At 56.2% G+C, this 26,603-nt stretch carries 22 protein-coding genes and 2 tRNA genes; 7 read left to right on the forward strand and 17 right to left on the reverse strand.

The features are described 5' to 3' along the window. Positions 1–44: 44 nt before the first annotated feature. Both aceE and ampD read right to left on the reverse strand, forming a co-directional pair. The gene (gene aceE / locus ACFFLD_RS02265) at positions 45–2,717 is read right to left on the reverse strand and encodes a pyruvate dehydrogenase (acetyl-transferring), homodimeric type (RefSeq protein ID WP_386036034.1); all 2,673 of its coding nucleotides are present in this window, start codon (positions 2,715–2,717) and stop codon (positions 45–47) included. 392 nt (positions 2,718–3,109) lie between these two features. Then, entirely contained in the window at positions 3,110–3,688 is a 579-nt protein-coding gene (ampD, locus tag ACFFLD_RS02270) for a 1,6-anhydro-N-acetylmuramyl-L-alanine amidase AmpD (protein WP_386036352.1), read from the reverse strand. A gap of 113 nt (positions 3,689–3,801) precedes the next feature. Between ampD and nadC the strand changes: the two genes are divergently transcribed. After that, positions 3,802–4,656, forward strand: a complete 855-nt coding sequence (gene nadC / locus ACFFLD_RS02275; protein WP_386036037.1) for a carboxylating nicotinate-nucleotide diphosphorylase — start codon at positions 3,802–3,804, stop codon at positions 4,654–4,656. Between the two features lie 77 nt (positions 4,657–4,733). Here nadC and ACFFLD_RS02280 read toward each other — a convergent pair whose 3' ends face one another. After that, the gene (locus tag ACFFLD_RS02280) at positions 4,734–5,264 is read right to left on the reverse strand and encodes a GNAT family N-acetyltransferase (RefSeq protein ID WP_386036040.1); all 531 of its coding nucleotides are present in this window, start codon (positions 5,262–5,264) and stop codon (positions 4,734–4,736) included. Between the two features lie 122 nt (positions 5,265–5,386). On the opposite strand from ACFFLD_RS02280, the gene tsaA reads away from it, so the two are divergent. Continuing rightward, the gene (gene tsaA, locus ACFFLD_RS02285; RefSeq protein WP_386036043.1) at positions 5,387–6,121 is read left to right on the forward strand and encodes a tRNA (N6-threonylcarbamoyladenosine(37)-N6)-methyltransferase TrmO; all 735 of its coding nucleotides are present in this window, start codon (positions 5,387–5,389) and stop codon (positions 6,119–6,121) included. 16 nt (positions 6,122–6,137) lie between these two features. On the opposite strand, the gene purC is transcribed toward tsaA, so the two are convergent. The 3 genes from purC to dapA form a co-directional block, all read right to left on the reverse strand. Continuing rightward, positions 6,138–6,854 carry a phosphoribosylaminoimidazolesuccinocarboxamide synthase gene (gene purC, locus ACFFLD_RS02290; RefSeq protein WP_386036046.1) on the reverse strand — a complete coding sequence of 239 codons (717 nt, stop codon included), beginning with the start codon at positions 6,852–6,854 and terminating at the stop codon, positions 6,138–6,140. Positions 6,855–6,886: 32 nt separating this feature from the next. Next, a complete protein-coding gene (gene bamC, locus ACFFLD_RS02295; protein WP_386036049.1) occupies positions 6,887–7,870 on the reverse strand; it encodes an outer membrane protein assembly factor BamC in 984 nt (327 codons plus the stop codon). 77 nt (positions 7,871–7,947) lie between these two features. Beyond that, a complete protein-coding gene (gene dapA, locus ACFFLD_RS02300) occupies positions 7,948–8,832 on the reverse strand; it encodes a 4-hydroxy-tetrahydrodipicolinate synthase (RefSeq protein ID WP_386036052.1) in 885 nt (294 codons plus the stop codon). A gap of 332 nt (positions 8,833–9,164) precedes the next feature. On the opposite strand from dapA, the gene ACFFLD_RS02305 reads away from it, so the two are divergent. Beyond that, complete coding sequence (locus ACFFLD_RS02305; RefSeq protein WP_386036055.1) at positions 9,165–9,641, forward strand: peroxiredoxin; 477 nt, start codon at positions 9,165–9,167, stop codon at positions 9,639–9,641. A gap of 76 nt (positions 9,642–9,717) precedes the next feature. Here the strand turns inward: ACFFLD_RS02305 and ACFFLD_RS02310 are convergent, their stop codons facing one another. Beyond that, on the reverse strand, positions 9,718–10,824 hold the full coding sequence (locus ACFFLD_RS02310) for an AI-2E family transporter (protein ID WP_386036058.1): 1,107 nt from the start codon (positions 10,822–10,824) through the stop codon (positions 9,718–9,720). Continuing rightward, a complete protein-coding gene (locus ACFFLD_RS02315) occupies positions 10,821–11,084 on the reverse strand; it encodes a sulfurtransferase TusA family protein (RefSeq protein WP_386036061.1) in 264 nt (87 codons plus the stop codon). Before ACFFLD_RS02315 ends, ACFFLD_RS02310 begins: the two co-directional genes overlap by 4 nt. Before the next feature lie 167 nt (positions 11,085–11,251). On the opposite strand from ACFFLD_RS02315, the gene ACFFLD_RS02320 reads away from it, so the two are divergent. After that, entirely contained in the window at positions 11,252–12,715 is a 1,464-nt protein-coding gene (locus ACFFLD_RS02320) for a M48 family metalloprotease (RefSeq protein ID WP_386036064.1), read from the forward strand. A 62-nt stretch (positions 12,716–12,777) separates the two neighbouring features. On the opposite strand, the gene nadA is transcribed toward ACFFLD_RS02320, so the two are convergent. From nadA to ACFFLD_RS02355, 7 genes are all read right to left on the reverse strand, one after another. Beyond that, on the reverse strand, positions 12,778–13,806 hold the full coding sequence (gene nadA, locus ACFFLD_RS02325) for a quinolinate synthase NadA (protein ID WP_386036067.1): 1,029 nt from the start codon (positions 13,804–13,806) through the stop codon (positions 12,778–12,780). Positions 13,807–14,061: 255 nt separating this feature from the next. After that, positions 14,062–14,137 (reverse strand) — tRNA-Lys (locus tag ACFFLD_RS02330). 97 nt (positions 14,138–14,234) lie between these two features. Next, a tRNA-Lys gene (locus tag ACFFLD_RS02335) sits at positions 14,235–14,310 on the reverse strand. Positions 14,311–14,489: 179 nt separating this feature from the next. Further along, entirely contained in the window at positions 14,490–15,368 is an 879-nt protein-coding gene (gene rluB, locus ACFFLD_RS02340) for a 23S rRNA pseudouridine(2605) synthase RluB (RefSeq protein ID WP_386036070.1), read from the reverse strand. Continuing rightward, on the reverse strand, positions 15,355–16,221 hold the full coding sequence (scpB, locus tag ACFFLD_RS02345) for an SMC-Scp complex subunit ScpB (protein ID WP_386036073.1): 867 nt from the start codon (positions 16,219–16,221) through the stop codon (positions 15,355–15,357). Before scpB ends, rluB begins: the two co-directional genes overlap by 14 nt. Further along, positions 16,218–17,120 carry a segregation and condensation protein A gene (locus ACFFLD_RS02350; RefSeq protein ID WP_386036355.1) on the reverse strand — a complete coding sequence of 301 codons (903 nt, stop codon included), beginning with the start codon at positions 17,118–17,120 and terminating at the stop codon, positions 16,218–16,220. Before ACFFLD_RS02350 ends, scpB begins: the two co-directional genes overlap by 4 nt. A gap of 125 nt (positions 17,121–17,245) precedes the next feature. After that, positions 17,246–19,045: a DEAD/DEAH box helicase family protein gene (locus ACFFLD_RS02355; RefSeq protein ID WP_386036358.1), complete on the reverse strand. Its 1,800-nt coding sequence runs from the start codon at positions 19,043–19,045 to the stop codon at positions 17,246–17,248. A gap of 140 nt (positions 19,046–19,185) precedes the next feature. Here ACFFLD_RS02355 and ACFFLD_RS02360 point away from each other — a divergent pair, with 140 nt between their 5' ends. Further along, positions 19,186–19,419 carry a hypothetical protein gene (locus ACFFLD_RS02360; protein ID WP_386036076.1) on the forward strand — a complete coding sequence of 78 codons (234 nt, stop codon included), beginning with the start codon at positions 19,186–19,188 and terminating at the stop codon, positions 19,417–19,419. 88 nt (positions 19,420–19,507) lie between these two features. On the opposite strand, the gene purL is transcribed toward ACFFLD_RS02360, so the two are convergent. Next, positions 19,508–23,458 (reverse strand): phosphoribosylformylglycinamidine synthase, encoded by a 3,951-nt coding sequence (gene purL / locus ACFFLD_RS02365; RefSeq protein ID WP_386036079.1) that lies wholly within the window; start codon positions 23,456–23,458, stop codon positions 19,508–19,510. A gap of 229 nt (positions 23,459–23,687) precedes the next feature. Here purL and mltF point away from each other — a divergent pair, with 229 nt between their 5' ends. After that, the gene (gene mltF / locus ACFFLD_RS02370; protein ID WP_386036082.1) at positions 23,688–25,151 is read left to right on the forward strand and encodes a membrane-bound lytic murein transglycosylase MltF; all 1,464 of its coding nucleotides are present in this window, start codon (positions 23,688–23,690) and stop codon (positions 25,149–25,151) included. Here mltF and tadA read toward each other — a convergent pair. Beyond that, entirely contained in the window at positions 25,148–25,609 is a 462-nt protein-coding gene (gene tadA, locus ACFFLD_RS02375) for a tRNA adenosine(34) deaminase TadA (protein ID WP_386036085.1), read from the reverse strand. The genes mltF and tadA overlap by 4 nt on opposite strands. 116 nt (positions 25,610–25,725) lie before the next feature. Here tadA and ACFFLD_RS02380 point away from each other — a divergent pair, with 116 nt between their 5' ends. Continuing rightward, complete coding sequence (locus ACFFLD_RS02380) at positions 25,726–26,544, forward strand: acyl-CoA thioesterase (RefSeq protein ID WP_386036088.1); 819 nt, start codon at positions 25,726–25,728, stop codon at positions 26,542–26,544. The last annotated feature ends 59 nt before the right edge of the window (positions 26,545–26,603 follow it).

Raw genomic sequence — 26,603 nt, forward strand, 5'->3', positions numbered from 1 at the left:
CCAAATCGGATCGAGCCGGTGGGCAGTGCCCACCGGTCAGCGGGTTAGCTAGTCAGCGGATTAGGCTTATTGACATCAATGCCATATTTCTTAAGCGCTTCCCCAACCTGCTTACGATCAATATCACCACGCTCAGCCAGCGCACGCAGCGCTGCTACGGTAACGAAGTAGCGATCTACTTCGAAGAAGTAACGCAGCTTCTCGCGAGTGTCTGAACGGCCAAATCCATCGGTACCCAATACAGTGTAGTCACCCGGTACCCATGCGCGTACTTGATCCGCATAGAGTTTCATATAATCCGTTGAAGCAATGACCGGACCGTCGCGTCCTTCCAGGCACTTAGTGACGTGAGGCTTATTCGCCTCGGCATCCGGGTTCAGGAAGGCTTCTCGATCCAGCAATAATGCTTCACGACGCAGCTCGTTAAAGCTGGTCACGCTCCAGATATCGGCGCCAATACCCCAGTCGTTTTCGAGCAACTCTGCAGCGGCTTCGACTTCGCGCAAGATGGTGCCAGAGCCCATCAGTTGAACGCGGCCCTTGTCGCCTTTCGTTTCACGCAGCAGGTACATGCCCTTGACGATATCGTCAACCGGGACGTTCTCAAGCTCCGGATGCTCGTAGTTCTCGTTCATGACGGTCAGGTAGTAGAAGCAGTTCTCTTTATCAGTGAACATGCGCTTCAGACCATCCTGCACGATAACAGCGACTTCATGACCGTAAGTGGGGTCATAGCTACGGCAGTTGGGGATGGTAGAGGCTTGAATCAAGCTATGCCCATCCTGGTGTTGCAAACCTTCACCGTTAAGCGTCGTACGCCCAGCGGTGCCGCCTACCATAAAGCCGCGCGCCTGCAGGTCACCTGCCGCCCACGCCAAGTCACCAATACGCTGGAAACCAAACATGGAGTAGTAGATATAGAACGGCAGCAACGTGACATCGTTGTTGCTGTAGGAAGTGGCCGCCGCCATCCACGCCGACATCGCGCCCGCTTCCGTAATACCTTCCTCAAGGACCTGGCCTTTCTGGTCCTCGCGGTAGTACATGATCTGGCCTTTATCCATCGGCTCGTACTTCTGGCCTTCGGCGGTATAGATACCCAGCTGACGGAACATGCCTTCCATGCCGAAGGTACGTGCCTCATCAGGGATAATCGGCACCACCTGCTTGCCGAGTTTCTTATCTTTCACCAAGCCGTTAAGCACGCGCACAAACGACATGGTGGTAGAAACTTCACGCCCTTTCGAGCCGCCCATCTGCGAGGCAAACATCTTGTCTTCGAGGCTGGGGATTTCCAGCGCTTCGAAGTCGCTTTTGCGGCTCGGCAGATAGCCGTTCAGGCGCTCACGCTGCAGGTGCATGTACTTGAGCTCGGGAGAATCATCGTCCGGCTTGTAGTACGGCACTTCTTTAAGCTGCTCGTCGGTGAGCGGAATACCAAAACGGTCGCGGAATTTCTTCAACGCCTCGTATTCCATGCTCTTGACTTGGTGCGCTTCGTTGGCCGCTTCGCCGTCGCCACTGCCCATACCGTAGCCTTTTACGGTATGCGCCAGGATGACCGTGGGCTTGCCATTAGAGGTGTTAACCGCTTCGTGATACGCCGCATACACTTTGAAGGGGTCGTGACCACCACGGTTGAGTTTCCAGATATCTTCATCGGAAAGCTCTTTGACCATTTCTTCGGTTTCAGGGTACTTACCGAAGAAGTGCTCGCGTGTATACGCGCCACCGTTGGCCTTGTAGTTCTGGTACTCGCCGTCGACCGCTTCATCCATACGCTTTTGCAGAAAGCCTTTCTTGTCTTTCTCAAACAGCGGATCCCAGTGGCGACCCCATACCACCTTGATGACGTTCCAGCCGGCACCGCGGAACACGCCTTCGAACTCGTCCATAACGCGAGAGTTGCCGCGTACCGGGCCGTCCAGGCGCTGCAGGTTGCAGTTGATAACGAAGATCAGGTTATCCAGGTTTTCACGCCCTGCCAGCGAAATAGCGCCAAGAGATTCTGGCTCATCACACTCACCATCGCCCAAGAAGCACCAGATCTTGCGATCGTACATGTCCTTCATCTCGCGATGATGCAGGTACTTCATCACGTGCGCCTGATAGATCGCCTGGATGGGACCAAGCCCCATGGAGACGGTCGGGAACTGCCAGTAATCCGGCATCAGCCAGGGGTGGGGGTAAGACGATAAGCCGCCACCATCCACTTCCTGACGGAATTTATCCATCTGCTCTTCAGATAACCGACCTTCCAGGAAGGAGCGTGCGTAGATACCTGGCGCCACGTGGCCCTGGATATAGACCAAGTCGCCCGCGAAGTCGTCTTTGGCCGCGCGGAAGAAGTGGTTGAAGCCCACATCGTAAAGCGTTGCCGAGGACATGAAGCTGGCAATATGGCCGCCAAGACCTGGGTTGGCGCGGTTGTTGCGAATGACCTGAGCGATCGCATTGTAGCGAATCAGCGAACGGATACGCCGCTCCATGAACAGGTCGCCAGGCATCGGCGCTTCACGGTGAAGCGGAATAGTATTGCGGTGCGGGGTTGTCACCGAGAAGGGCACCTTCATCCCGTCCCGACGCAGACGATCCGCCAAGCGGGTCATCAGGTAGCGGGCACGATCTTCGCCCTCACGATCCAATACCGATTCCAGGGAATCAATCCATTCCGTGGTTTCGATCGGATCGAGATCTTCTCTTGTCTCCAGACTCATAGAGGTCTCTCCGAATGACGATAAATGACGATAAACCCCGCTACCCTGAAGGGTCTGGGGCGCGGTGTGGAATTCCACTACCCGCCAATATTCTACCGATGAGTGAACGCCGGATAAGGGTTTTGGCTCTACATTCAACAAGCTACGATTTTCTTGATGTAGTAAAGCTACCCAAATGTCGTAAAAGTTAGCCTTTTGTATATGTGAAGATACCGCAAAGTCGTCACTCTGCCAATTATGTCTCTGCGGAAAAGCCTATCGAAAACAAACTATTGCACTGCAACATAAGCGACATTTGGGGTCTTTGGGGACGTGTTTAAAAGTGAGCGGGTTGTAATTAAACTACCGTTTTATTTCGTTACCGTTGAAGCACTTAATTATTTGTTGAAACGTTACCGGGGTGTAAGCAACTGTAGAAAATAAGCCCAGTCAAAGGCCGGACCTGGATCTGTTTTGCGCAACGGCGCGACATGCGCATGGCTGGTCATTCGCTCTATATTAAGTTGCGGATAGCGTTTCTGTAGCCATTTGACGGCCTCAACCAAGGCACAGTACTGAGCGCGGGTATAGGGGGTATGATCGTCCCCTTCAAGCTCAATACCCACTGAAAAATCGTTAAGCGCCTTTCGCCATATGGTTTGGCGAGCATCCCACCAGCACGACCGTCCAGCATGCCACGCCCGTTGATCCGTATCGACAAACTGCACGCACTCTCCGTCGCGCCGGATAAGCAGATGTGCCGATACCCTTAAATGGGCAATGCTAGCAAAAAACGGGTGCTCATCGACCATCAATTGGTTGGTAAACAGTGCTTCAATGGCGTGGCCGCTAAACTCACCGGGGGGCAAGCTAATCGAATGCAGGAGTAGTAGCGACACCTCCGCGTTGGGGCGGGCATCGCAGTTGGGTGAGACGACGTGCCGCGCCTGCGACCACCAACCCCTTAGGGTTTCTCTCTTTTCCACGCGCAAAGTCTCCTGTTGGTTAGGGCGCTCTTCATTGCATTCTTTCCCAGGCACGCTTTCCCAGTTCTTTTTCACTATAATACTGCTCACACTTGACGACGTTCAGAGAGTTCACTGTCATGCACTATCAATCCGCCCTTGCTGAAGAAATCCGCGCCAGCGCTGCCCGCCTGCTGGCAGAAGACGTTGGCCCGGGTGATATTACCGCGCAATTGATTCCTGAACACCAGTGGGCCAGCGCCGAAGTAATTACCCGTGAAGCCGCCGTACTATGCGGTGTCCCCTGGGTGGACGAGTTATTTCGCCGCCTCGACAGCCGAGTCAGTCTCAACTGGCAAGCCGCCGACGGAGACCGCCTTGACGCGGGCCAGTGCTTTTTGACCCTGGAAGGCCCTGCTCGCACTCTGCTGACCGGAGAGCGTGCAGCCCTCAATGTGCTGCAAACGCTATCGGCGACCGCCACCGCCACTCGCGCCTATGTAGACTTGATCGAAGGCACCGGCGTGCGCCTGCTGGACACCCGCAAGACGTTGCCCGGCATGCGCTTGGCGCAAAAGTATGCCGTTACCTGCGGTGGCGGACACAATCATCGCATTGGCCTGTGGGACGCCTTTTTGATTAAAGAGAATCATATTACCGCGTGCGGAGGCATTCAGGCAGCGGTTGCGCAGGCGCGCAAGCTCGCTAAAGATCTGCCGGTCGAGGTCGAGGTGGAAACGTATGAAGAGTTAGATCAGGCACTGGCCGCCGGGGCAGATATTGTAATGCTCGACAATTTTGCCATTGAAGATCTACACGTGGCGGTCGAAATCAACGGCGGTCGGGCCACCCTTGAAGCCTCCGGCAACGTTGATGCCACCACGTTGCGGGCAATCGCAGAGACGGGCGTTGACTGTATTTCCAGCGGCGCATTGACCAAGGACATCGCCTCCATCGACCTTTCAATGCGTATTACCCGTAGTTATAGCGAGTAACAACATCCACGATTATTGGTGGAACACTGCCCTCGGCATCCAGGGCAGCATAGCCGTCGCTACGTTAGCGACGCTTCCTAGGTCTCGACAGCCTTCAGCGCTTTGGAAAGCCGATACCGCTTGAGCGACTCCCCGCTACGTTCAACCCATTGTTCGCCGTGGCTCTCCCAACCTCGGCGCAGCAAACGCTCATAGAGAATCGCACTGGCCTCAATTTCAACCCGCTGCTTACCCTCTTCAAGCAATAAACGCTCGGCATGTACCACCAGCGTGGTGCCGATGCCACGCCCTGCCAGCGAGGGCCAGACATAGAGAGTTTCAATACGTTGCTGGTCCAGGTCCAGCTCTAAAAAACCAACACAGCGTCCGTCACAGGTGGCCACTAACGTGGTATAGAGCGCTTGGCGTACCGCCCATGCACTGCCTTCGCGGGGGAGCGCTTGTGCCCATGCTCGCCGCTGTGCCAGCGAGTAGTGTGTCGTCGCCCCCTGCATCACTGCATGGTAAAACACTTCCGCCTGGTCAGCCGCATCGCGTGCCAACGCCGTGCGATACATGATCCTTGCACTGGCGGGTGCAGGTGTTTGATGCCCCTCGGTATTGGTCATACATCACCTTTGAGCCGTTCAATCATCAATTGATTATGCCGCGTCCATTACACCCATTTTGAACACATGAGCCGTCGGCCTGCTTTATACTATGCTAACCGTTTTTCGTAAAAGGTAGTGTGATGGACGATGTCCCTAACAGCGAGCACTTTGCGCTGACGCCCATTGGTCACGTCATCAGTGATTACCCCGACAAGTTCGGTATTCCGCGTCAACCAGGGCTAGCCCTTGCCGCTCACGCAAGGCTTGTGCTGACACCGCCTTATAACGACCCCTTGGCGGTTCGTGGTCTGGAAGATTTTAGCCATCTCTGGCTGAGTTTTATCTTTCATCAAAGCCCTGAACGCTGGTCGCCGCTGGTCAGGCCTCCACGCCTGGGTGGCAATAAAAAGGTCGGCGTGTTTGCCAGTCGCAGCACCCATCGCCCCAACCGCCTGGGACTATCACTAGTACGCTTGACCGGTATCAACACCCATCAGGGCGTGGAGCTGACACTTGAGGGCTGCGACTTGGTCAGCGGCACACCGGTCGTCGATATCAAGCCTTATCTACCCTGGGCCGAAGCATACCCCGATGCCCAGGCAGGTTTTGCGCCCGCCATGCCCGCTCAGAGTAAGGTTGTTTTTCAACCATCCGCGCTAAAGGTGATTGCCAAGCGGCAAGACGGCGCCACCCTACAGGCGTTAATCGAACAGGTACTAGCTCAGGACCCACGACCGGCTTACCAGCAAGGAATACCCACTGAGCGTCTTTACGGGATGCGTTTACGCGATGTAGATATCAAGTTTCGTCCGCGCCAAAACGGCGAAGCCACCACCTTGGAGGTAGTGGCTATCGAACCTTATGGGAGCGCTTAATCAGAATTGATTAGCGTTAAGCGGGAAAGGTGATGCCCAAACGGCGGCCAACTTCCTCATACGCCTCAATTACCCCGCCCAGCCCTTGGCGGAAACGGTCTTTATCCAGTTTCTCACGGGTGTTGGCATCCCATAGACGGCAGCCATCGGGAGAGAATTCATCACCCAGCACGACCTCGCCTTTAAATACACCAAACTCAAGCTTGTAATCCACCAGCAGCATGTCGCCTTCAGCAAATAGCGCTTTAAGGATGTGGTTAACCTTAAAGGTCAATACCTTCATCTTGGCTAACTGCTCGGGCGTCGCCCAGCCAAACGTTTCGGCCAGCGATTCATTGATCATCGGGTCGCCCTTCTCGTCATTCTTTAAGAACAACTCAAACGTAGGAGGGGTCAGCGCGATCCCCTCCTCCACGCCCAACCGTTTTACCAGGCCACCGGCAGCAATGTTGCGAACCACGCACTCCACAGGAATCATCTGCATCTTTTTGACCAGACTTTCCGTATTGGACAGCTGCTTTTCAAAGTGGGTAGGAATACCCGCTTCCTGCAGTCGCTCCATGATGAAGGCGTTAAAGATATTGTTGACCATCCCCTTACGGGCCAGCGACTCTTTCTTTTTACCGTCAAAGGCGCTGGTGTCATCACGAAAGTTGAGCACCAACAAATCCGGATCGTCGGTGGTGTACACAGATTTTGCCTTGCCGGCGTAGAGTTCTTGGCGCTTTTCCATGGGGGCTCCGTAAGGGATAAAGGATCAACAAATTAACGTAAATAGCCGGAGACACGCTCAAGCAGCTCGCGCTGATCGTCAGCGCTAAAGGCCCGCTCGCTGGCATTAATGGCACGCAGAATGGACTGATCGCCATTAGCTTCCAGAACAAGACGGATCTCTTGTGACATCTTGCGTACATCGGCGCTGAAAACGATTTGCAACGGGTTACGGTTACGCTCGGTTTCGGTCATGTATTCGACCAGAAACGCGTGATTTTCCGGGTCGGCTGCCAGCAGCTGTCGCTGCCCTTCCTGGGCAAAGTCCAGCTCAAGATAGTGATTTAGCTCGGCCCATACGCGATCAATCGGCTGAGGAATAACCACTTCCCACTCGTCACCCTGCTGACGAATCTGCATGGTTTGCTCATTAGAGAGGCGCTGAGCGGTCCACGAAGAGGAGACGCTGGCAGAGGCACTGCGGGCACTCAGATGACTTTCCAGCGCTTCCAGGCAGCTCGTCATGGTTTGTCCGCCGCGCTCACAACGCACTTCGCTACTGCCGGCGCGGAGCGCACTCTGTAAGCGAATTTCTGCCTGAGGCGTGACGATAACGCCTTGAGAAGCACTGCTTTGCAGCACATTCAACTGGCGGCTGCGCACGAACTCTTCCAACTGCGGCCACACCGTACCCGTATCGGCGGCAACCACCAGCCAGGCTTGATCGCCCACTTCACGGCGCTCGACGTATTCAGGCTCCAAGCCACTGCCAATGGTCAGCGACTGAGGCGGCTGAATCTCTGCCACTTCATCGCGCCGTGCTCGTTGATTGGCAGCTTGAGGAACCGGTAGCGCATCACGATAACGTTGCGTATTACGGGTCTCTGGCAACACCAAAGGCGGGGCTAATGCGGCGTCGGTATAGTCCAGGTTACGATCATCGTAAAAACCATCCCGCGCGCAGCCAGTGAGCGCGACAGCCGCGGCAAGTGCCAGCGGAACCCATTTAAGCGCACGTATTTCAAGCACAGAGCTCATCAAGCCACCTTAAGTTAACAAATCAAGTACCCAGCCCCGTCGTCAGCGAGCTGGGTCGCAAAGGATATTGCGCTACATCACTCTTCAACGACACCCGCGAGTTGAAGCGCTTCGCTCACCGTGGCGTGGTACTTTTCGGACAGCCAGGTCAGCGGCAAACGAATACCGGGCTCAGCGTAGCCCATGCGGTGCAGTGCCCATTTCACAGGGATAGGATTAGACTCTATTCCCAGATTGGTATGCAGCGGCATCAACCGGGTATTGATCTGGTGCGCCTTATCGGCATCGCCAGCAACCGCGGCCGCACACAAGTCATGCATCGCCTGGGGAACCACGTTGGCGGTTACGGAAATATCACCATGACCACCCATCAGCATAAAGTCACAGGCAGTGGCGTCGTCACCAGAGTAGAGCATGAAGCCGCTACCCTTTAGGCGAGTGATTAGATCTTCTGCACGCTCCAGGTTCCCGGTCGCGTCTTTTAAACCAATAATATTATCGACGTCGGCTAAACGTAAGACGGTCTCGTTGTAAAGATCAGAACAGGTCCGGCCCGGCACGTTATAAAGAATCACCGGCAATTTGCTGCCTTCAGCGACCGCCTTGAAGTGCTGGTATAGGCCTTCCTGAGTCGGCTTGTTGTAATAAGGGCAAACTGACAAGCAGTAGTCGGCGCCCACTTCACCGGCGTAGCGAGCAAGCTCTACCGCTTCAGACGTCGCGTTAGCGCCGGTACCGGCAATAACGGGAATGCGCCCATTGACCTCTTCCACGACACTGCGAATCACATCGAAGTGCTCTGCGAAAGACATGGTCGTTGGCTCACCTGTAGTGCCCGCGGCAACGATGGCATCGGTGCCATTTTCCAGGTGAAAGTTCACTAGACGGCGAAGCGCCTCCCAGTCGATGTCGCCATTGACCTTCATAGGCGTCGCCAGGGCGACGATGCTGCCTGTGATCATCCGTTTATTCCTCACCAGCTAAAAAGTGATATCAATTATCGATGTGTATTGCGTACCACCTGGCTAAAATGCCAAGAGGCTTACGCGCTGTATCTAGCGTTTCGTATAGCGAGCGTGCTGCATGCTTGCCTACGGTAAGCGTAATTACGGTCGCTTTCCTCAAACGCTTTCATCGCGCCGAAGGCAAATGGTACTCAGGCGCTTCGAGCCTGTACAGCGCAAAGCGGTGTGAGTTTGTGGGCAGTATGGTTTGCACTTTGACAATCGCCCTTGGCTTACGTGTAATCGAGCTTAACGATTAATCTTACCACCCACCCAACAAGGGATGCCTTATGTCTGTTGAAATCGGCCAACCTGTCGCAGATTTTTCCGCCCCTGCCACTGGCGACACCACCGTGACACTCTCGGAACTGCGCGGCAAACACGTGGTTATTTACTTTTACCCCAAAGCCAGCACGCCTGGCTGCACGACCGAAGGGGGCGACTTTCGAGATCGCAAACCCGCCTTTGATGCGGCTAACACCGTCATTCTAGGCGTCTCTCGCGATGGTTTACGTGCCCAGGAAAACTTCAAAGCCAAGCAGGATTTTAACTTTGATTTGATTTCTGACCAAGATGAAAGCGTCTGCACGCTATTTGACGTCATTAAGCTCAAAAAAATGTATGGCAAGGAGCACGTGGGCATCGAGCGCAGCACTTTCTTGATTGATAAAGACGGCAACCTAGCTAATGAGTGGCGCGGCGTTAAGGTTCCAGGCCATGTTGATGAGGTGCTTGCCGCCGCACAAGCCCTTGATGAGGCTAAATAAAGCTGCTGGGTTTGATTTCCGGCAGCGTCATTAGCTGAGCTAATCCCCGCGCATAATCGGCGCGGGGATTAGCGCGTCATTCATTGGGCCGTGGCGTACGCTGCAAGCCTAGCTGCTCATCTCGTTTAAGCATGCTGCGTGGCCAGGCGTAGATCAGCGCTTTCAACAAGGTCGCCAGCGGGATCGCAAAGAAAATGCCCCAAAATCCCCAGATACCGCCAAAAAACAGCACCGCGACAATAATCGATACGGGATGAATATTATTGGTTTCTGAGAATAAAACCGGCGCCAACACATTGCCATCCAGCGCTTGAATCACCCCATAGGCCACCAGCACATAGAGGAAGTCCTCACTGAGCCCAAAGTAGAAGCCAGCCACAGCGGCAACCGGTAGCGTGGTGACCGCAGCGCCAATATAAGGCACTAGCACGGACAGCCCCACTAAAACGGCCAATAACGCGGTATACGGCAAACCAAAGAACATAAAGGTAAAGAACGCCACCGAGCCGACAATGATAATCTCAATGAATTTGCCGCGGATATAGTTGGCGATCTGATGATCCATCTCGCGCCAAATACGCGACAACAACGTACGCTTCTGAGGCAAGAGCGACAGCATAAAACCAACCAGTACGTCGCGATCCTTGAGCATAAAGAAGACCAGAATCGGCACCAGCACAAGATAGATAATCAGCGACATAATGTTGCCAAGCGACGCCAGCGATAGCGTTAAGGCCCGTTGCCCTAATAAGCTAATCTCCCGGCTAGCGACACCAATCCAATTCTGGATCTGGTCGGGGGTAATAACGCTTGGATAGCGCGCCTGTAGATCATCCAACCACCCCTGGCCACTGGCAAACATGCGTGGCATTTCCTGCACCAGCCCGACCAACTGATTCCAAATCAGCGGCATCAAAATAAATGCCAGGGTCAGCAAGACGCTGATAAACGCCAAAAAGACAAGAATAACGGCGAACAGATGCGGCAGCCCGCGCCGGGTAAGCGCACCGACGACCCCTTGAAGTAAAAACGCAATGACCAAGGCGGTAAAAAACGGCGCCAGCATCCGACCGAACCAGATAATCGCCGCGAAACCGGCCACCAGCACTACCAGTAGAATGAGCGCTTCTTCGTCGGAAAAGTAGCGCTCCACCCAACTTTTAAGGATCGTGCGCAGCGTCATGAGTGCGCATCCCCAGCTTTACGAATCCAGTACACGTACACCTCGCCCTGCTGTTCGCGGCCTTCCAGAACGTGGGCACTCTGGTCGGTAAATGACGCCATGTCACGCCATGAGCCAGCATCCGTCGACCGCACCTCCAGCAACTGCCCTGCTGCCAACCCGGCCAAGGACTGCTTGGCTTTTAGCAGTGGCAACGGGCAATGCAGCCCGCAAGCATCAAGCACCGTATCGGGCTGAAAAGCCCCGGTTTGCTCAGACATACGCTCTCCCTCAAAATGCCCTGCTAATCACGGCATTGTTGCATAAACTGTTGCATAAACGATCTACTTAGCGATTACTTTCGCCTGTGCCGATTTAACGGCACTTCCCTGTCTTAATCAATGTCATACCGCTAACGTTACGCCTTACCACTACTCAAGAGGATGCCATGCCAACTCTTCGTACCGCTTACCCAGGCTGGATATGTGCGTTCGCGTGTGCCTGCGGCAGCCTGCTGTTTAGCCCGCCAAGCGCCGCCATTACCGATTACAGCCTACCTAGCCTGGGCACAGCATCCACATCGGTCAGCAATGAAGAGTACCGCCTGGGCCGTGCGTGGCTGCGTCAGTTTCGGGCGCGCGCTCCTCAGTGGCAAGACCCCATCGTCAATGATTACTTGCAGAGCCTGATTGCTCGCCTAGCCCCGCACAGTCAGATTAACGGCCTGAGCACAACGACGGTGATGGTCGACAACGGCACGCTTAACGCTTTCGCGGTTCCCGGCGGGGTGGTAGGCATTAACTCAGGCCTGTTCGCCTTTGCCGAAGATGAAGGGTCGTTTGTTTCGGTGCTGGCCCACGAGCTTGGTCATCTATCCCAACGCCACTATGCCCGGGGAAGTGCCCGCGCAGCGCAGACTCAACTGCCCGCCATGGCGGCTATGCTAGCAGGCATGCTGATTGCCGCTAGCGGCGGCGGCGACGTAGGCATAGCAACCGCTATGGGCTCCCAGGCGGCGCTGATTCAGGATCAGCTCAGCTACTCACGCCTGTTTGAGCAAGAGGCCGACAACATCGGCTTACAGGCCATGGCCGACGCGGGTTATGACCCTGCCGCCATGGTGCGGATGTTTTCATCGATGCAGCGGATGGCTCGCCTCCAGGGCGATACGCCGCCCGAGTTCCTGCTGACCCACCCGGTCACCGAAAGTCGCTTGAGCGCCGCCCAGGCGCGTGCTGCGCAACTCAACATCGCCGATGCCTATACCAGCGACACCCTCTACGACATGATGCGGGCCCGAGCGTTGCTGAGCATCTACACCAACACGCCTCAGCAAGCAGCTTCACGGCTTGCTGAGGAAGACGCCGACCAAGCCGCACAACGTTATGTAGCGGCACTGATCGACGCGCGTAATGGTCAGACGGATAGCGCTCTGGAGCAACTGGATAGGCTTGCCAACGATTTTCCCGACTTTGCGATGCTGCCCGCCTCATCAGCCGACGTTGCGCTCGACGCGGGTCGATATGACGAGGCCATTCAGCGCAGTCAACGACTGCTACGCTTCATCCCCAACTACCTGCCTGCACAGCTAATATTGGCCGAAGCACAGCTTCAGCGCGATCCTCAGTCAGCGTATCAACTGCTCTCTAACGTGACCTCACAACACCCTGAAAACCCACAAGGGTTCAATCTGCTCGCCGAGGCCGCTGGACGCAGTGGTCATGATAGCTGGGGGCATCTGGCGCGCGCCGAGCACCTTCAACTGACAGGGCGTGTCGACCGCGGTATTCGACAGCTCTCAATCGCCAAAGACGCCGCCGAGCGCGCCAACGACACGCAGGCGCTTGCGCGTATTGAGCAGCGCCGCGAAGCGTTTATTGAGTACCGGGAAACGTTGGAAACGTTTAATTAGCGCCGGGCAATCCCTCACCACTGCCCGCGCTAACGCGGCACGGGCAGCAGCAGTGCTGGCGGCTAGGCGTTGAAATTCAGCATTCTCTCAAGCGGCTTTAACGCCTGTAGGCGCAGCGTTTCATCGACCTGAATTTCCCCGCCCCCTTCTCGCAAGGCCCCTGCCAGGTTATCCAGCGCGTTCATGGCCATCCAGGGGCAGTGGGCGCAACTGCGGCAGGTAGCCCCATTCCCGGCGGTGGGCGCTTCAAAAAGCGTCTTATGCGGCACCGCCTGCTGCATCTTGAAAAAGATGCCTCGGTCGGTGGCGACAATCAGCTTATCGTGCGGCAACTCTTTTGCGGCTTTGATCAACTGGGAGGTGGAGCCTGCCACGTCGGCAAGTCTTACTACCGGCTCGGGCGATTCTGGATGCACCAGGACGGCCGCCTCTGGGTAAATACGCTTCAGATCTTCAACGCCTTTGGCCTTGAACTCCTCATGGACGATACAGGCCCCGTCCCACATCAACATATCCGCGCCGGTCTTCTTCTGTATGTAACCGCCCAAATGCTTATCGGGCGCCCACAGTATTTTTTCGCCTTTGGCCTGCAGGTGCTCAATGACCTCGACAGCAATCGACGATGTGACCACCCAGTCCGCACGTGCTTTCACCGCTGCGGAGGTATTGGCATACACCACCACGGTACGCTCAGGATGGGCATCGCAGAAAGCACTAAAGGCATCAGCCGGGCAGCCAATATCCAGCGAACAGGTAGCGTCCAGCGTGGGCATCAGCACGCGCTTTTCGGGGGAGAGTATCTTAGCGGTTTCGCCCATAAAGCGAACACCCGCCACCATCAATGTCGTCGCCTCGTGGCGGGCACCAAAGCGCGCCATTTCCAACGAGTCGGCGACACAGCCGCCGGTCTCCTCAGCAAGCTGCTGAATCGCATCATCGGTGTAGTAGTGAGCTACCAGCACCGCGTTATGGGCTTTCAAAAGCCGTTTGATCTCTTCAACCCGGGCCTGATCTTCCGCTGGAATGCGAGTCGGGCAATAGGCCGTCGGTAGCGGAGCATCAAGCTCTGCCTGCGTAGTCATAATAGTCATTGTGTCTACCACTGTGACGAACAGGGAATCCCCCTGTTAAACACTGGGTCACGGCATAGGGTCAGCTTGCGTCCTATGCCGCTCGCGTGCGCGATGGGCTGCTGCGTCTGTCGCGTTGGCCTACCGCCTGAAAAGCAATTCTAGACTATTGTGGTGGGAAATGGCTTGGCACTGCAACTGGATTATCCTGCCAGCAAGATGCGTATCCAACAAAGCAAAACGCCCCTGGCAATAAATTGCCAGGGGCGCTAAATTTGGTGGGTCGTGCAGGATTCGAACCTGCGACCAATTGATTAAAAGTCAACTGCTCTACCAACTGAGCTAACGACCCAAATTTGTCTTGCTAATGATTCACTTCACATTCAGTCACGCATTTCAGCACTATTATTAAAACATTTCATCAAACAATGTCTTAAAACACTTTGAAATGGTGGGTCGTGCAGGATTCGAACCTGCGACCAATTGATTAAAAGTCAACTGCTCTACCAACTGAGCTAACGACCCGCCTGAACGGATGCATATCCTACGCTTACACCCCTTTGATAGCAAGTGTTTTTTATCTTAAAACCTCGTTTCCGCTCCTTTCACGTACCTGACGAGGAGCGCAACGTCGTCAGGCAGCGGGATCAACCAGCGATATTTAACACGACGCTAAAAATAGCTTAGGAGGCGTTACCAATCGCTTAGCGGGGGGCTCTGCTTTTAGGCTTGCGCATTGCCTGTACCGGCTTACGCTTGTGTTTATCGCGGTTCCAACGGTTTTTCTCATCCGGCGTTAAGGCAGGCACCTGACGCGTTTCCAGGTTCGCCAACGTGGCCAAATCGTCCACTTCATCCTGGGTAAGTTCGACCCATTCACCTGCTTTGGCACGCTTATCGAGGAAAATATTGCCATAGCGCACGCGTTTCAAGCGGCTAACGGTGAGTGCCTGAGACTCCCAAAGGCGACGCACTTCGCGATTCCTGCCTTCCAGAATCACCACGTGGAACCAGGTATTGATACCTTCACCACCAAACTCTTGTACATCAGTGAAGCGTGCAGGCCCATCTTCCAGCATAACGCCGTCGACCATCGCTAAAATGTGCTCGCGCTTTACCTCACCCATCACCCGCACCGCGTATTCACGCTCTACCTGGGTAGAGGGATGCATCAAGCGATTGGCGAGTTCACCATCGGTGGTAAATAACAATAGACCGCTGGTGTTGATATCCAAACGCCCAATGGCAATCCAGCGCTCCCCTTTTAGCCGCGGCAGACGGTCAAACACCGTGCGGCGGCCTTCCGGGTCCTTGCGGGTACACAACTCACCTTCCGGCTTGTTGTACATAATGACCCTACGCGGTACTTCCTCTTCAGGGCGCAATGTCACTGGGCGATCATCAAAACTGACCTTGTCGCGCGCTTCGACGCGATCACCCAGCTTGGCCACTTGGTTATTGACTTTAACGCGACCGGCGGAGATAGCGGTTTCCATCTCGCGTCGCGAGCCCAGGCCGGCACGGGCCAGCACTTTTTGCAGTTTTTCACTGGTAGGGGGCGTCGTGTTATTACTCTGACTCATGGTCGTCTGACCTCACATCGGTAGTCTGCGTGCGCGCGCGCTCGTCATGGTTAGCGCGCTGCGCACGTGCCGCAAGCCGCGCCTCTAAATCGGCAAAGCTCAGCGGCTGGGTTAACGCCGTCTCGGCGTGCTCGTCGGCTATCGTAGCCGAAATTATCTCGTCTTTACGGGGTGGCGCATCCTGCACCGTTTTGGCCGTTTCGTCTAGTGCTTCAGTCTCTGCAACAGGCGAATGGTCTTGCTGGGCTTCACTGCCTGGCTCACTTTCGCTTGCCAAGGTCAGCTTCTCGTCAGTTAATGCCTCCGTCAATGGGGCCTCTTCCCAGTTCACCAGGGTATGCATAGGTGGCAGCGCATCCAGGGTTTTTAAACCAAAATCGTCCAGAAAACTACGCGTCGTGGCATACACCGCCGGGCGCCCTGGCACATCACGGTGGCCCACCACACGAATCCAGCCGCGCTCCATCAGCGTGCGCATGATCGAGCTGCTCACGCTAACGCCGCGCACCTCTTCAATATCACCCCGGGTGACCGGCTGCCGATAGGCAATCAACGCCAGCGTTTCCAGCAGGGCGCGTGAATAGCGCTGTGGGCGCTCGTCCCACAGCCGCGACACCCAAGGAGAAAGGCGGGGGCGAATTCTTAATTGATAGCCCGAGACCGATTCGACAAGCTCCAGCGCGCCGCCGGAATGGCGCTGTTGAAGACGCTCAATCACCTCACGAAACTCCCGACGTGTCGGGCATTCGTCGACCAGAAAAAGCGTTTCCAACCGCTCAACGGGGAGCGGCTCACCGGCGGCCAGCAGCGCAGCTTCAATAATCTCATCTAACGCGGTAGCGGCATTACTCATAGCGACTCCTCGTCGGAGGCAAACGCACTTTCATCGGAAGGAAGGTCGTCAAACGCATCCTCTTCCAACGCCTCGTCGTCGGCTGAATAGGGCGCTGCGCGTGCGCGCACATGAATCGGCGACAGCGGTGCGTTCTGCACAATCTCAATCATGGCTTCTTTAGCGAGTTCCAATATGGCCATAAAGGTGACCACCACACCTGCCCGCCCCTCTTCCAGCGTAAACAGCGCTTCGAAGGGAGTGTAGCGCTGGCTGGCGTCCGCCTGGGCTAGCTGCTCCATTATTTTCAGCATGCGTTCGCGAGTAGACAGCACCTCGCGACTGATCTGATGCGCCTGTACCAGCTCGGCACGCTTGAGGATATCCGACAACGCGCTCAGCAGCTCATCCAGCTCGACGTCAGGATGAATGATGCGGGATTCCAACGGCGGCAGGCCGGCCTGCACACTAAACCAGTCACGGCCGGTACGCGGTAGCGTATCCAGCGTCTCTGCCGCCTCCTTCAGGCGTTCGTACTCCTGCAGGCGACGGATAAGCTCCGCCCGCGGGTCTTCTTCATCCTCGCCTTCCGCCTTGGGAGGGCGGGGCAGCAGTGTGCGTGATTTGATTTCCGCCAGCATCGCCGCCATTAGCAGATATTCACCCGCCAGCTCGATCTCCATGGCTTTCATTAGCTCCACGTACTCAATGTACTGATGGGTAATGGTGGCCACGTTGATGGTCAAGATATCCAGGTTTTGGCGCCGAATGAGATACAGCAATAAATCCAGCGGGCCTTCAAACGTCTCTAAAAAGACCCGCAATGCCTCGGGAGGAATATACAGATCTTCGGGCAACTGGGTAATCGGCTCATTAAACAAGCGCCCAAGCGAAACCTCCACTGGCTCATCGGCGGTCATCGGTGGGTCTGAATCGACAGGGGCGCTGTTAATCTCGCTCACTCAGTGGCTATCTCTTGGTCAATGGGCGCTTACGCGCAGTGTCACAATGTCGGCACGCAACGCAGTGTTGTGTAGTTCATCCATTACCCCGCCTCATTCGCCTTGCGGTAACGGCCTTGGTAGTCGAAAAGCTTGTCACGGATTTGGATGTGGCGTCCTACCTTTCGCCCGACCACAAAATCTGGATGACGCAGCCGGTGCTGCTCTGCGACCACCTCGTCGGCGCTTGACGGCTGCCACTTACCCCCTGGTGCACGCAGATGATAACGCAGAAATGCCACATAAAAGGCCCGCCGCTGCGCGGGAGTTTCCAACGCAAACCATTCACAGAGATGAGCGCCGTCTTCGTCATGGTAGGTCACTTTCAAGCGCACCAATCCACGCCCATTGGTAGTGGCCTCTACCTGCATACCGCTTACCCGCAACACCTTGGCGTCTTTCAGTTTCAGGGCATCTTTGAGCTTGTCATCGGCATCGACCAATACCTTTTCGCAGCCGTGGCAGCGGCGAGCGGCGATATCGTTCTCCGCACCACACTCCTCGCAGACTTTAAACCGGAAACGGAAGTCGCATTGCTTTTTATAGGCGCCCGAGACCGCGCCACGCTGGCTGCCCGTTACTTTAGAAGGCCGATCAGGGTCATCAATCAGCCCCTGGCACCGGCGGCCAAAGTGCTCGATGACTACCTCACCATCGCGCTTGCCCCAGTATAAATTAGCATGACCACAGGCCGGACACTCGACCTGAACCGGCTCGCTGTCGCTATCGGGCTTTGGCTCGCCGACTTCGGGGGCAAAGATATCCCAAGGGTTGCCAGCATAATCAAGAATCAGACAATCTTGCTTCCCCGGCGATAAGCGCAGCCCCCTGCCGACCATTTGCTGATACAGGCTAACCGACTCGGTGGGTCGCAATATAGCGATCAGATCCACATGCGGCGCGTCAAAGCCGGTCGTCAGCACCGCCACGTTAACCAGGTATTTCAACTCGCGGGCTTTAAACGCGTCAATCAATGCCGTGCGCTGTACTGAAGGCGTCGCGCCGGTGATGAGCGCTGCGGTGTCACTGGGTAAGTAGCCCATTATTTCTTCAGCGTGGGCCACGGTCGCTGCAAAAATCATCACGCCCTGACGGTCATGGGCGCGCTGTATAATTTCGCCAATAATGTCGGGCGTGGCTCGGCTGCCCGCCACCACGCGGTTAAGCGCTTCTTCTTGAAACAGACCACTGGACGACGGCATTAAGGCAGAAAAGTCATAGCCTTCCACCGCCATGTCCAGCCGTTTAGGCGCAGCAAGATACCCCTGCTTGACCATTAACCGTAGCGGCTGTTCAAACACACAGTCACGAAAGAAGCTTTCCTCACCGCCCCGCACCATGCCGTGGTGATGGCGGTAATAGATAAATCCCTGCCCTAATCGGTATGGCGTCGCGGTCAGGCCAAGTATTTTCAGGTGCGGATTATAGTGGCGAAGATGCTCGATCACCTGGCGATAACTGGCGTCCTCGCTGAGAGAGACACGATGGCTTTCATCGATAACCAACAGCGTAAAGTTAGCATCGCTGAAACTCGGTAAGTTACGCACTACCGACTGCACCGAGCCAAACACGACTTGGCGTCCAGCTTCCTTACGCTTTAGCCCTGCGCTAAAAATGTCGGCGGTCAGCCCGTAAGCCTGGTACTTGGCGTGGTTCTGCTCGACCAGCTCACGTACGTGGGCAAGCACCAGCACCCGCCCCCGTGCCAGCCGCGCCAGCTCAGCAATCACTAACGATTTACCACTTCCGGTGGGCAGTACTACCAAGGCGGGATCGCTGCTGGCGCGAAAGTGCGCCACCACGCGCGCTACCGCTTCCTGCTGGTAAGGGCGTAGCCGAGGCAAGGATGAAGAAGTAAGTGACGACAAATTAATTAGCCTGCTATTGAACTATCGAGACGTTAGTCGCATCTTAACAATGACAGTAATGACTTTTTACCTTTCATCTCGCTAGTGCATAGCGGGAATATAAAAAGAGGCGCCCCATGACACCTAATCAGTTCAGCCTTGAATGCCCCGAATGCAGCAGCCGTTTAAAGCGCCTACCGGCTACCCGGCGCGATAAAATTCATGTGTACTGCATGGATTGCGGGCATGACTTTGGTCGCTACGAGCAACTCGTCGAGCGCTACCGCCAAACCCTTGAGACGCTGGAAATCAAGCTTGGGCTACCCGTTGGCAACGAAACGCCGGTTAACGTTTCCCCTCAGCTCATTTGATGGCTTCTTGGTGGTCAACCCAACGTAATGGGTAACGGCGGCATGCCTGCCGCCGTTACCTGGGCGCTAACCCAGGCCAACCGAACGATTAGTTAAGCCAAACGCGTGCATTGCGGAATAACCGCAGCCATGCGCCATCTTCACGCCACTCAGTGGGACGCCAGGAATTGCTAACCGCCCGAGTCACTCGTTCGGGATGTGGCATCATAATGGTTACCCGGCCATCCGGGGTGGTTAAGCCGGTAATCCCGGAGGGCGAGCCGTTAGGGTTGGCAGGATAACGCGTGGTCGCCTGACCGTAATTATCGATGTAGCGCAACGCAATTTGGCTGCTCGACTGCATGCTACGTAGATGAGCGCTATCACGAAACTCTGCGCGTCCTTCACCGTGGGCCACGGCGATGGGCAGTTGAGAGCCTTCCATACCGGCCAGCAGAATCGAGGGACTCTTCTCTACGCGCACCATGGAAACCCGCGCCTCAAACTGCTCGGACTCATTGCGCACAAACGTCGGCCAGTCTTCAGCACCGGGGATTAGCGACTTCAGTTGCGAAAGCATCTGGCAACCGTTGCAGACCCCCAGCGAGAAACTGTCATCACGGGCAAAGAAAGCCGCGAACTGCTCGCGGGCACGTTCGTTGAACAGCACCGATTTAGCCCAACCGCCGCCAGCTCCCAATACATCACCATAAGAGAAGCCACCACAGGCGACCAACCCTTTGAACTCGTCCAGCGACACACGCCCTTCAAGGATGTCACTCATGTGAACATCCACCGCTTCAAAGCCGGATTTATCGAAGGCCCAGGCCATCTCCGTTTGGCCATTGACGCCCTGCTCACGAAGTACCGCCATGGCAGGCTTGGCACTGTTGATAAATGGCGCACTGATATCGTCGTTAATATCAAAGGTAGGCGTGGCGGAAAGCCCTGGATCCCGGCTGTCGAGCAGGTTGTCAAACTCGTTCTTGGCACATTCGGGGTTATCACGAAGTGCCTGCAGCCGGTAGCTGGTTTCCGCCCAGGTGCGCTGAGTAAGCTGGCGAGTGGTTTCCAACAGGGGTTCTTCGAACAGCGTGACGCGCACTTGATCGTCGTAACGCGGGCGGGCAATGACGCCACAGGTTTCAATTCCGGCCACGGCAAACTGTGCCAACACTTCTTCCGTGTGTTTACGATTGACCTGTATGACCGCACCCAGCTCTTCTGAAAACAGCGCGTTCAACGCCTCCACCGGCTCATCGATCATCCAGTCGAGCTTGATTTCTAGCCCGGCATGGCCAGCAAAGGCCATTTCCAGCAGTGTCACTATCAGACCGCCGTCACTGCGATCGTGATAGGCCAATAGCTTACCGTCGCGATTAAGGCCCTGAATGACTTCAAAGAATGCCTTGATATCTTCCGGGTCATCCACATCAGGGCAGTCGTTACCCACCTGACCGTATACCTGCGCCAAGGCCGAGCCGCCCAACCGGTTCTGGCCGCCACCCAGGTCGATCAAGATCAGGTCCGACTCATCTTGATCCAGATTGATCTGCGGCGTCAGCGTTGCCAGCGCATTGGTCACCGGAGCAAAGCCCGTCACTACCAATGACAGCGGTGAAGTAACGCTCTTTTCTTCGCTTTCGTTATCGCTGTTCTCATCCTGCCAGGATGTGCGCATCGACATGGAGTCTTTACCGACTGGAATCGCGATGCCCAGCGCCGGGCACATTTCCATTCCCACCGCATGAACTGCATCGTACAACGCCTGATTTTCACCAGGGTGGTCGGCAGCACTCATCCAGTTAGCGGAAAGCTTGATATCGCCAAGCTTGGCAATCGGCGCCGCCGCCAGGTTGGTAATCGCTTCAGCCACCGCCAGGCGGGCACTGGCCGCCGGGTTGATCAACGCCACCGGCGGACGCTCGCCCATGGCCATCGCTTCACCGGCGTGGGTATCAAAACTGGCAGTAGTGACCGCCACATCGGCCACCGGCACCTGCCAGGGGCCCACCATTTGATCCCGCGCCACCAACCCTGTGATAGAGCGATCGCCAATGGTGATTAGAAAGTTCTTGGAGGCCACCGTGGGCAGACGCAACACGCGGTCCAGCGCTTCACGCAGGTCAAGATTATCGAGCATCATGCCGGAAAGTTCCGGCTCGCGACGCTCGAACTCGCGTTGCATTTTAGGCGCCTTGCCGAACAGGACGCTCATCGGCAAATTGACCGGTTTGGTATCGAAATGACCATCGCGCACTTCAAGGTGATGCGCGTCCAACGCTTCACCGACGACCGCATAGGGGCAGCGTTCCCGTCCGCAAAGGGCCTCAAAGGTGGCTAAATCCTCTGGCGCCACGGCTAGTACATAGCGCTCCTGGGCTTCGTTGCACCAGATTTCAAGCGGGCTCATGCCCGGCTCGGCGTTGGGCACCGCGCGCAGATCAAACAGTCCCCCGCGGTTGCCATCCTTGACCAGCTCGGGCAGCGCATTGGAAAGCCCGCCGGCACCCACATCATGAATAAAGCGAATCGGGTTATGGTCGCCCAGTGCCCAGCAGCGATCGATCACTTCCTGAGCGCGACGCTCAATCTCGGGGTTCTCACGCTGTACCGAGGCGAAATCCAGGTCGGCGTTGGAGGTGCCCGAGGCCATGCTGGAAGCGGCACCGCCGCCTAGACCAATCAGCATCGCCGGGCCGCCCATCACGATCAGCTTGCCGCCCACGGGAATATCGCCCTTTTGAACATGATGGGCGCGAATATTGCCGTAACCACCGGCAAGCATGATCGGCTTGTGGAAGCCGCGCCGCTCGATGCCCCCTTCGTTAAGCGATTCCTGCTCGTAGGTGCGAAAGTAGCCGGTCAAGTTGGGGCGACCAAACTCATTGTTGAACGCGGCCCCGCCAATCGGGCCTTCCAGCATAATCGTCAGCGCCGACTCCATGCGCTCCGGCTTGCCGTAATCGAAGGCTTCCCAGGGCTGCACGAACTCGGGAATACGCAGGTTAGACACGGTAAATCCCGAGAGGCCCGCCTTGGGTTTGCCGCCGATGCCGGTGGCGCCCTCATCACGGATCTCCCCGCCCGACCCGGTAGCGGCGCCGGGGAAAGGGGCAATCGCGGTCGGGTGGTTGTGGGTTTCCACTTTCATCAAGATATGAATAGGCTCCTGATGCGTGGCGTAGTTCGCCCGTTCGTTCTCAGCGCCTATCAGCGGTGTGGCAAAAAAGCGCCCGCCCTGACTGCCTTTAATCACGGCGGCGTTGTCGCTATACGCCGAAAGCACGTTGTCCGGCGAAGAGGCAAAGGTATTTTTTATCATCTTGAACAGCGAGTGGCTTTGTGGCTCGCCATCGATGACCCAATCAGCGTTGAAGATCTTGTGCCGACAGTGCTCAGAATTGGCCTGGGCAAACATCATCAGCTCAACATCACTGGGATTACGCCCCAGCTCATTGAAAGCATCGACAAGATAATCAATTTCATCGTCAGCAAGCGCCAGCCCCAGCGCTTGATTGGCGGTGGCCAGTGCCTCTCTGCCGCCGTTGAGGATATCCACGCTGCCTAGCGGTGCCGGGTCGTGTTGAGCAAACAGTTTCGCGGCATCCGACGCATCGGCCAGCACGGTTTCGGTCATGCGATCATGCAGCAGGGCCGCCAGCGCGTTGAGGCTTTCTTCGTCAAGTATCGTCGTGAAGCCAACCCGGTAATCGATGCCACGCTCAATACGGCTAACGGCTTGGAGCCCGCAGTTATGGGCAATATCCGTCGCTTTGGACGACCAGGGCGACTGGGTGCCCAAGCGCGGCACCACCAAAAAGCGCTGGGCACGATCAGGAATATCTACCTGTGAGTGCGTGCCATACTCCAGCAGTTGCGCCAACCGCTCGCGCAGGGTGTCATCAAGCCCCTCGCCGCGCTCCTGGGAGTGAACATCAATGAAATGAACATAATGGGCAGATAGCGCTTCCACCTCGGGAACACGTTCACGCAGCACCGTTAACAGCCGAGCATGACGGAAGGCAGAAAGGGCGGGCGCGCCTCGCAGTTCGAGCATATCCTGAAGCCTCTAGAGCAGGGAAATTCGAGCAGGGAAATCACCGGGCCGCTATGCGGCCATACTTTTTATGGTGCCGTAACGCCACAGTTTTGGTTTCGGAAAACCTATATCGCGGTGTCGGAATATGGCTATGATACTGGAAACCTGCCGCCACACGAAATCAACAAGGTGACAGGATCACCCAGGCTGGGTATCGTGGCAGCTTGTTTCATGCCGACAATACGCCATGCTGACGTTGATTTGCCGACATTTTTTAGCCCGTGCCAGCGCTTATTATGCGCTAACCGCGATTACCTTGCTGGTTATGGTGCCCACTCTATCGCTCGTGCCTCCCGGCGAGCATCTTACGCATATCTTTGCAAAAGACTTTATTACCGTTCATACCCGCAACACCCCCACCACCTATTATGAAGGGCGTCATGGTCCTGTGGGTTTTGAGTATGAGTTAATGCACCGCTTTGCTGACTATTTAGGCGTCAGCCTCAACCTTAACGCCAACCATCATCCTGAAAGCGTACTTCCGGCGGTTCGCGAAAGTGGCGACCTTGGTGCAGCGGCGCTGCCACTACTGCCCGCCCCTCCTGGTATTCACTACACTCGCCCGATCATTCAAATGCAGCCGCTGGTCGTTTACCGCCGAGGGCTACATGGTATCCAACAACCCAGTGACCTGGTTGGCCTGGAGCTTGGCACGCTCAGTGAAGCAGGCACCGATGAAGCATTACGCGACCTGCAGCGCAGCTATCCGGCCTTGAGCTGGAAAGAGTCTCATGAACTGGAAGTCGCCGAGCTGCTGGCGCGAGTTGAAAACGGCACCCTCGATGCCGCCGTTATTTTCGAGCATCAGTTTCGTTTGAACCGGCTGTTTTTTCCCAATGTGGAGCGTGGCTTTACGCTGGGTGAGCCGCTTTCCATGGTGTGGGCGGTTCCCAGCGGCCAGGGGCTAGGCCTACTCGAAGACGCCAACCGCTTCCTCGAAGACCTGCAGAACAGTGGAACGCTGGACCGATTGGTCAGCCGTTACTTTGGCCATGACGACTATTTAGAGTATGTCGGCACACGCACGTTTCTTGACCACCTTGACGCGCGCTTGCCCCGCTATACTGACTTATTTCAGCAATCTGCTCGCGAAACCGGCTTTGACTGGAAGCTGCTTGCCGCGGTGGGATACCAAGAGTCCCACTGGGACCCGGACGCTGTGTCGCCCACGGGCGTGCGCGGCTTAATGATGCTGACCAACCCTACCGCCAGCGACATGGGCATTGCCGACCGTACCGACCCGGCCCAAAGCATTGATGGCGGCGCACGCTACCTACGTAGCATCAAGGATCGTTTACCGGATAGCATTACCGGCGATGACCGGCTGTTTATGGCGATGGCGGCCTATAATGTCGGCCTTGGTCACTTATACGACGCGCGCAAGATTGCTGAAATGCGTGGCGGCGACCCCAACCGCTGGGCCGACGTGCGCGCGGCGCTACCACTCTTACAGCAGCGGGAATGGCATAGCCAAACGCGCCATGGGTACGCGCGTGGCGGTGAACCGGTTATCTACGTGCGTAACATTCGTCGTTACTACGAAATGATTCAGTATGTGGAGCGCAGCCGTCAGCAATTTTTTCAATTGGAACAAACGCCGACAAACGATGATCCGCTCCTGCTTTTCGAGCTTGTGCCACCACTTAACTAAGCACGGCCACGCCTTGCGGCAAAAAACGCTTTCAACAATTTTTTGGAAGCCGGCGCCAGCACCCCTGCGCTGACCTCAATCTGGTGGTTAAACCACGGCTGGGCGAGCAGATTGGCTTTTGACTCCACCATTCCGGCACGCGGCTCGGCGGCGCCATACACCAGTCGCTTCACTCGGGCATGAATCATCGCGCCTGCGCACATCATGCAAGGCTCCAGCGTGACGTAAAGGGTGCACCCCTCCAAACGGTAGTTACCGCACTGTTGGCCCGCCGCACGCAAGGCGCGAACTTCAGCATGTCCACTCGGGTCACAGCTAGCCACCGGGGTGTTGTAGCCGACGCCGATAATGTCTCCCAGCGCATCGACGACCACCGCCCCAACGGGCACCTCGCCCTCCTCCGAGGCCAGACGTGCCTGATCCAGGGCCCGGTGCATGTAAAATTCATCGCTGCGCATCAACATAAACTCCGCTAAGGTAGCTAAACGATCGTATGAAAGAGTTACCCTTAGCGGCAGACGTTCGCTTTCACCGATGACGGCATCATATAGAAACATCAGCAAGGATAACGAGAATGACAGACGCGCTTAATACACTGGTGGACCTACTGGCGCTAGAACCCCTGGAAGAAACGCTATTTCGTGGACAGAGCCAAGACCTAGGTTTCCCGCAACTCTATGGCGGCCAGGTACTCGGTCAAGCGCTAGCGGCCGCCGCGCATACCGTGCCTGACGAGCGCCGCCCTCACTCTCAACACGGCTACTTCCTGCGCCCCGGCGACCCTCATCGGCCCGTCGTTTATCAAGTGGATACGATTCGCGACGGCGGCAGCTTCACAACGCGCCGCGTCACGGCTATCCAGAAGGGACGCCCGATCTTTTTCTGCAGCGCCTCCTTTCAAAGCGAAGAAACAAGCTTTAGCCATCAGCGCGCCATGCCGGACGTACCGACCCCGGAAACATTAATCGAGAACGGAGAAGCCAAGCATGAGCGTTTTCCCGGCCATCCGATCGAGTTTCTGCACCTTACCGGCAACCCCGACAACGGCACGCCCGCCGGGCAATGTTTATGGTTTCGTTTTTCGGGCTCGCTGCCCGATGATCCGGCACTGCACCGCCATCTGCTCTCTTATGCGTCTGACTTTAACCTGCTGACTACCAGCCTGATACCCCACGCTATTCAGTTTCGCGATCCCAAACTGCGCATCGCCAGCTTAGACCACTCCCTGTGGCTGCATCAGGACACGCGTTTAGATGACTGGCTGCTCTACGTTATTGATTCGCCCTGGGCAGGCGGCGGCCGCAGCTTGGCGCGCGGACATATCTATAGCCGCGATGGCCGTTTGGTAGCCTCTACCGCTCAGGAAGGTCTCACCCGCTATTCACAGGGCTGAATTAACGCCTTATTAAACATTTACGCCCGCTAGCAGCGGGCGTAAATGAACCTCTCAGG

The organism is Vreelandella sulfidaeris (assembly GCF_042429665.1).
Lineage (GTDB): Bacteria > Pseudomonadota > Gammaproteobacteria > Pseudomonadales > Halomonadaceae > Vreelandella.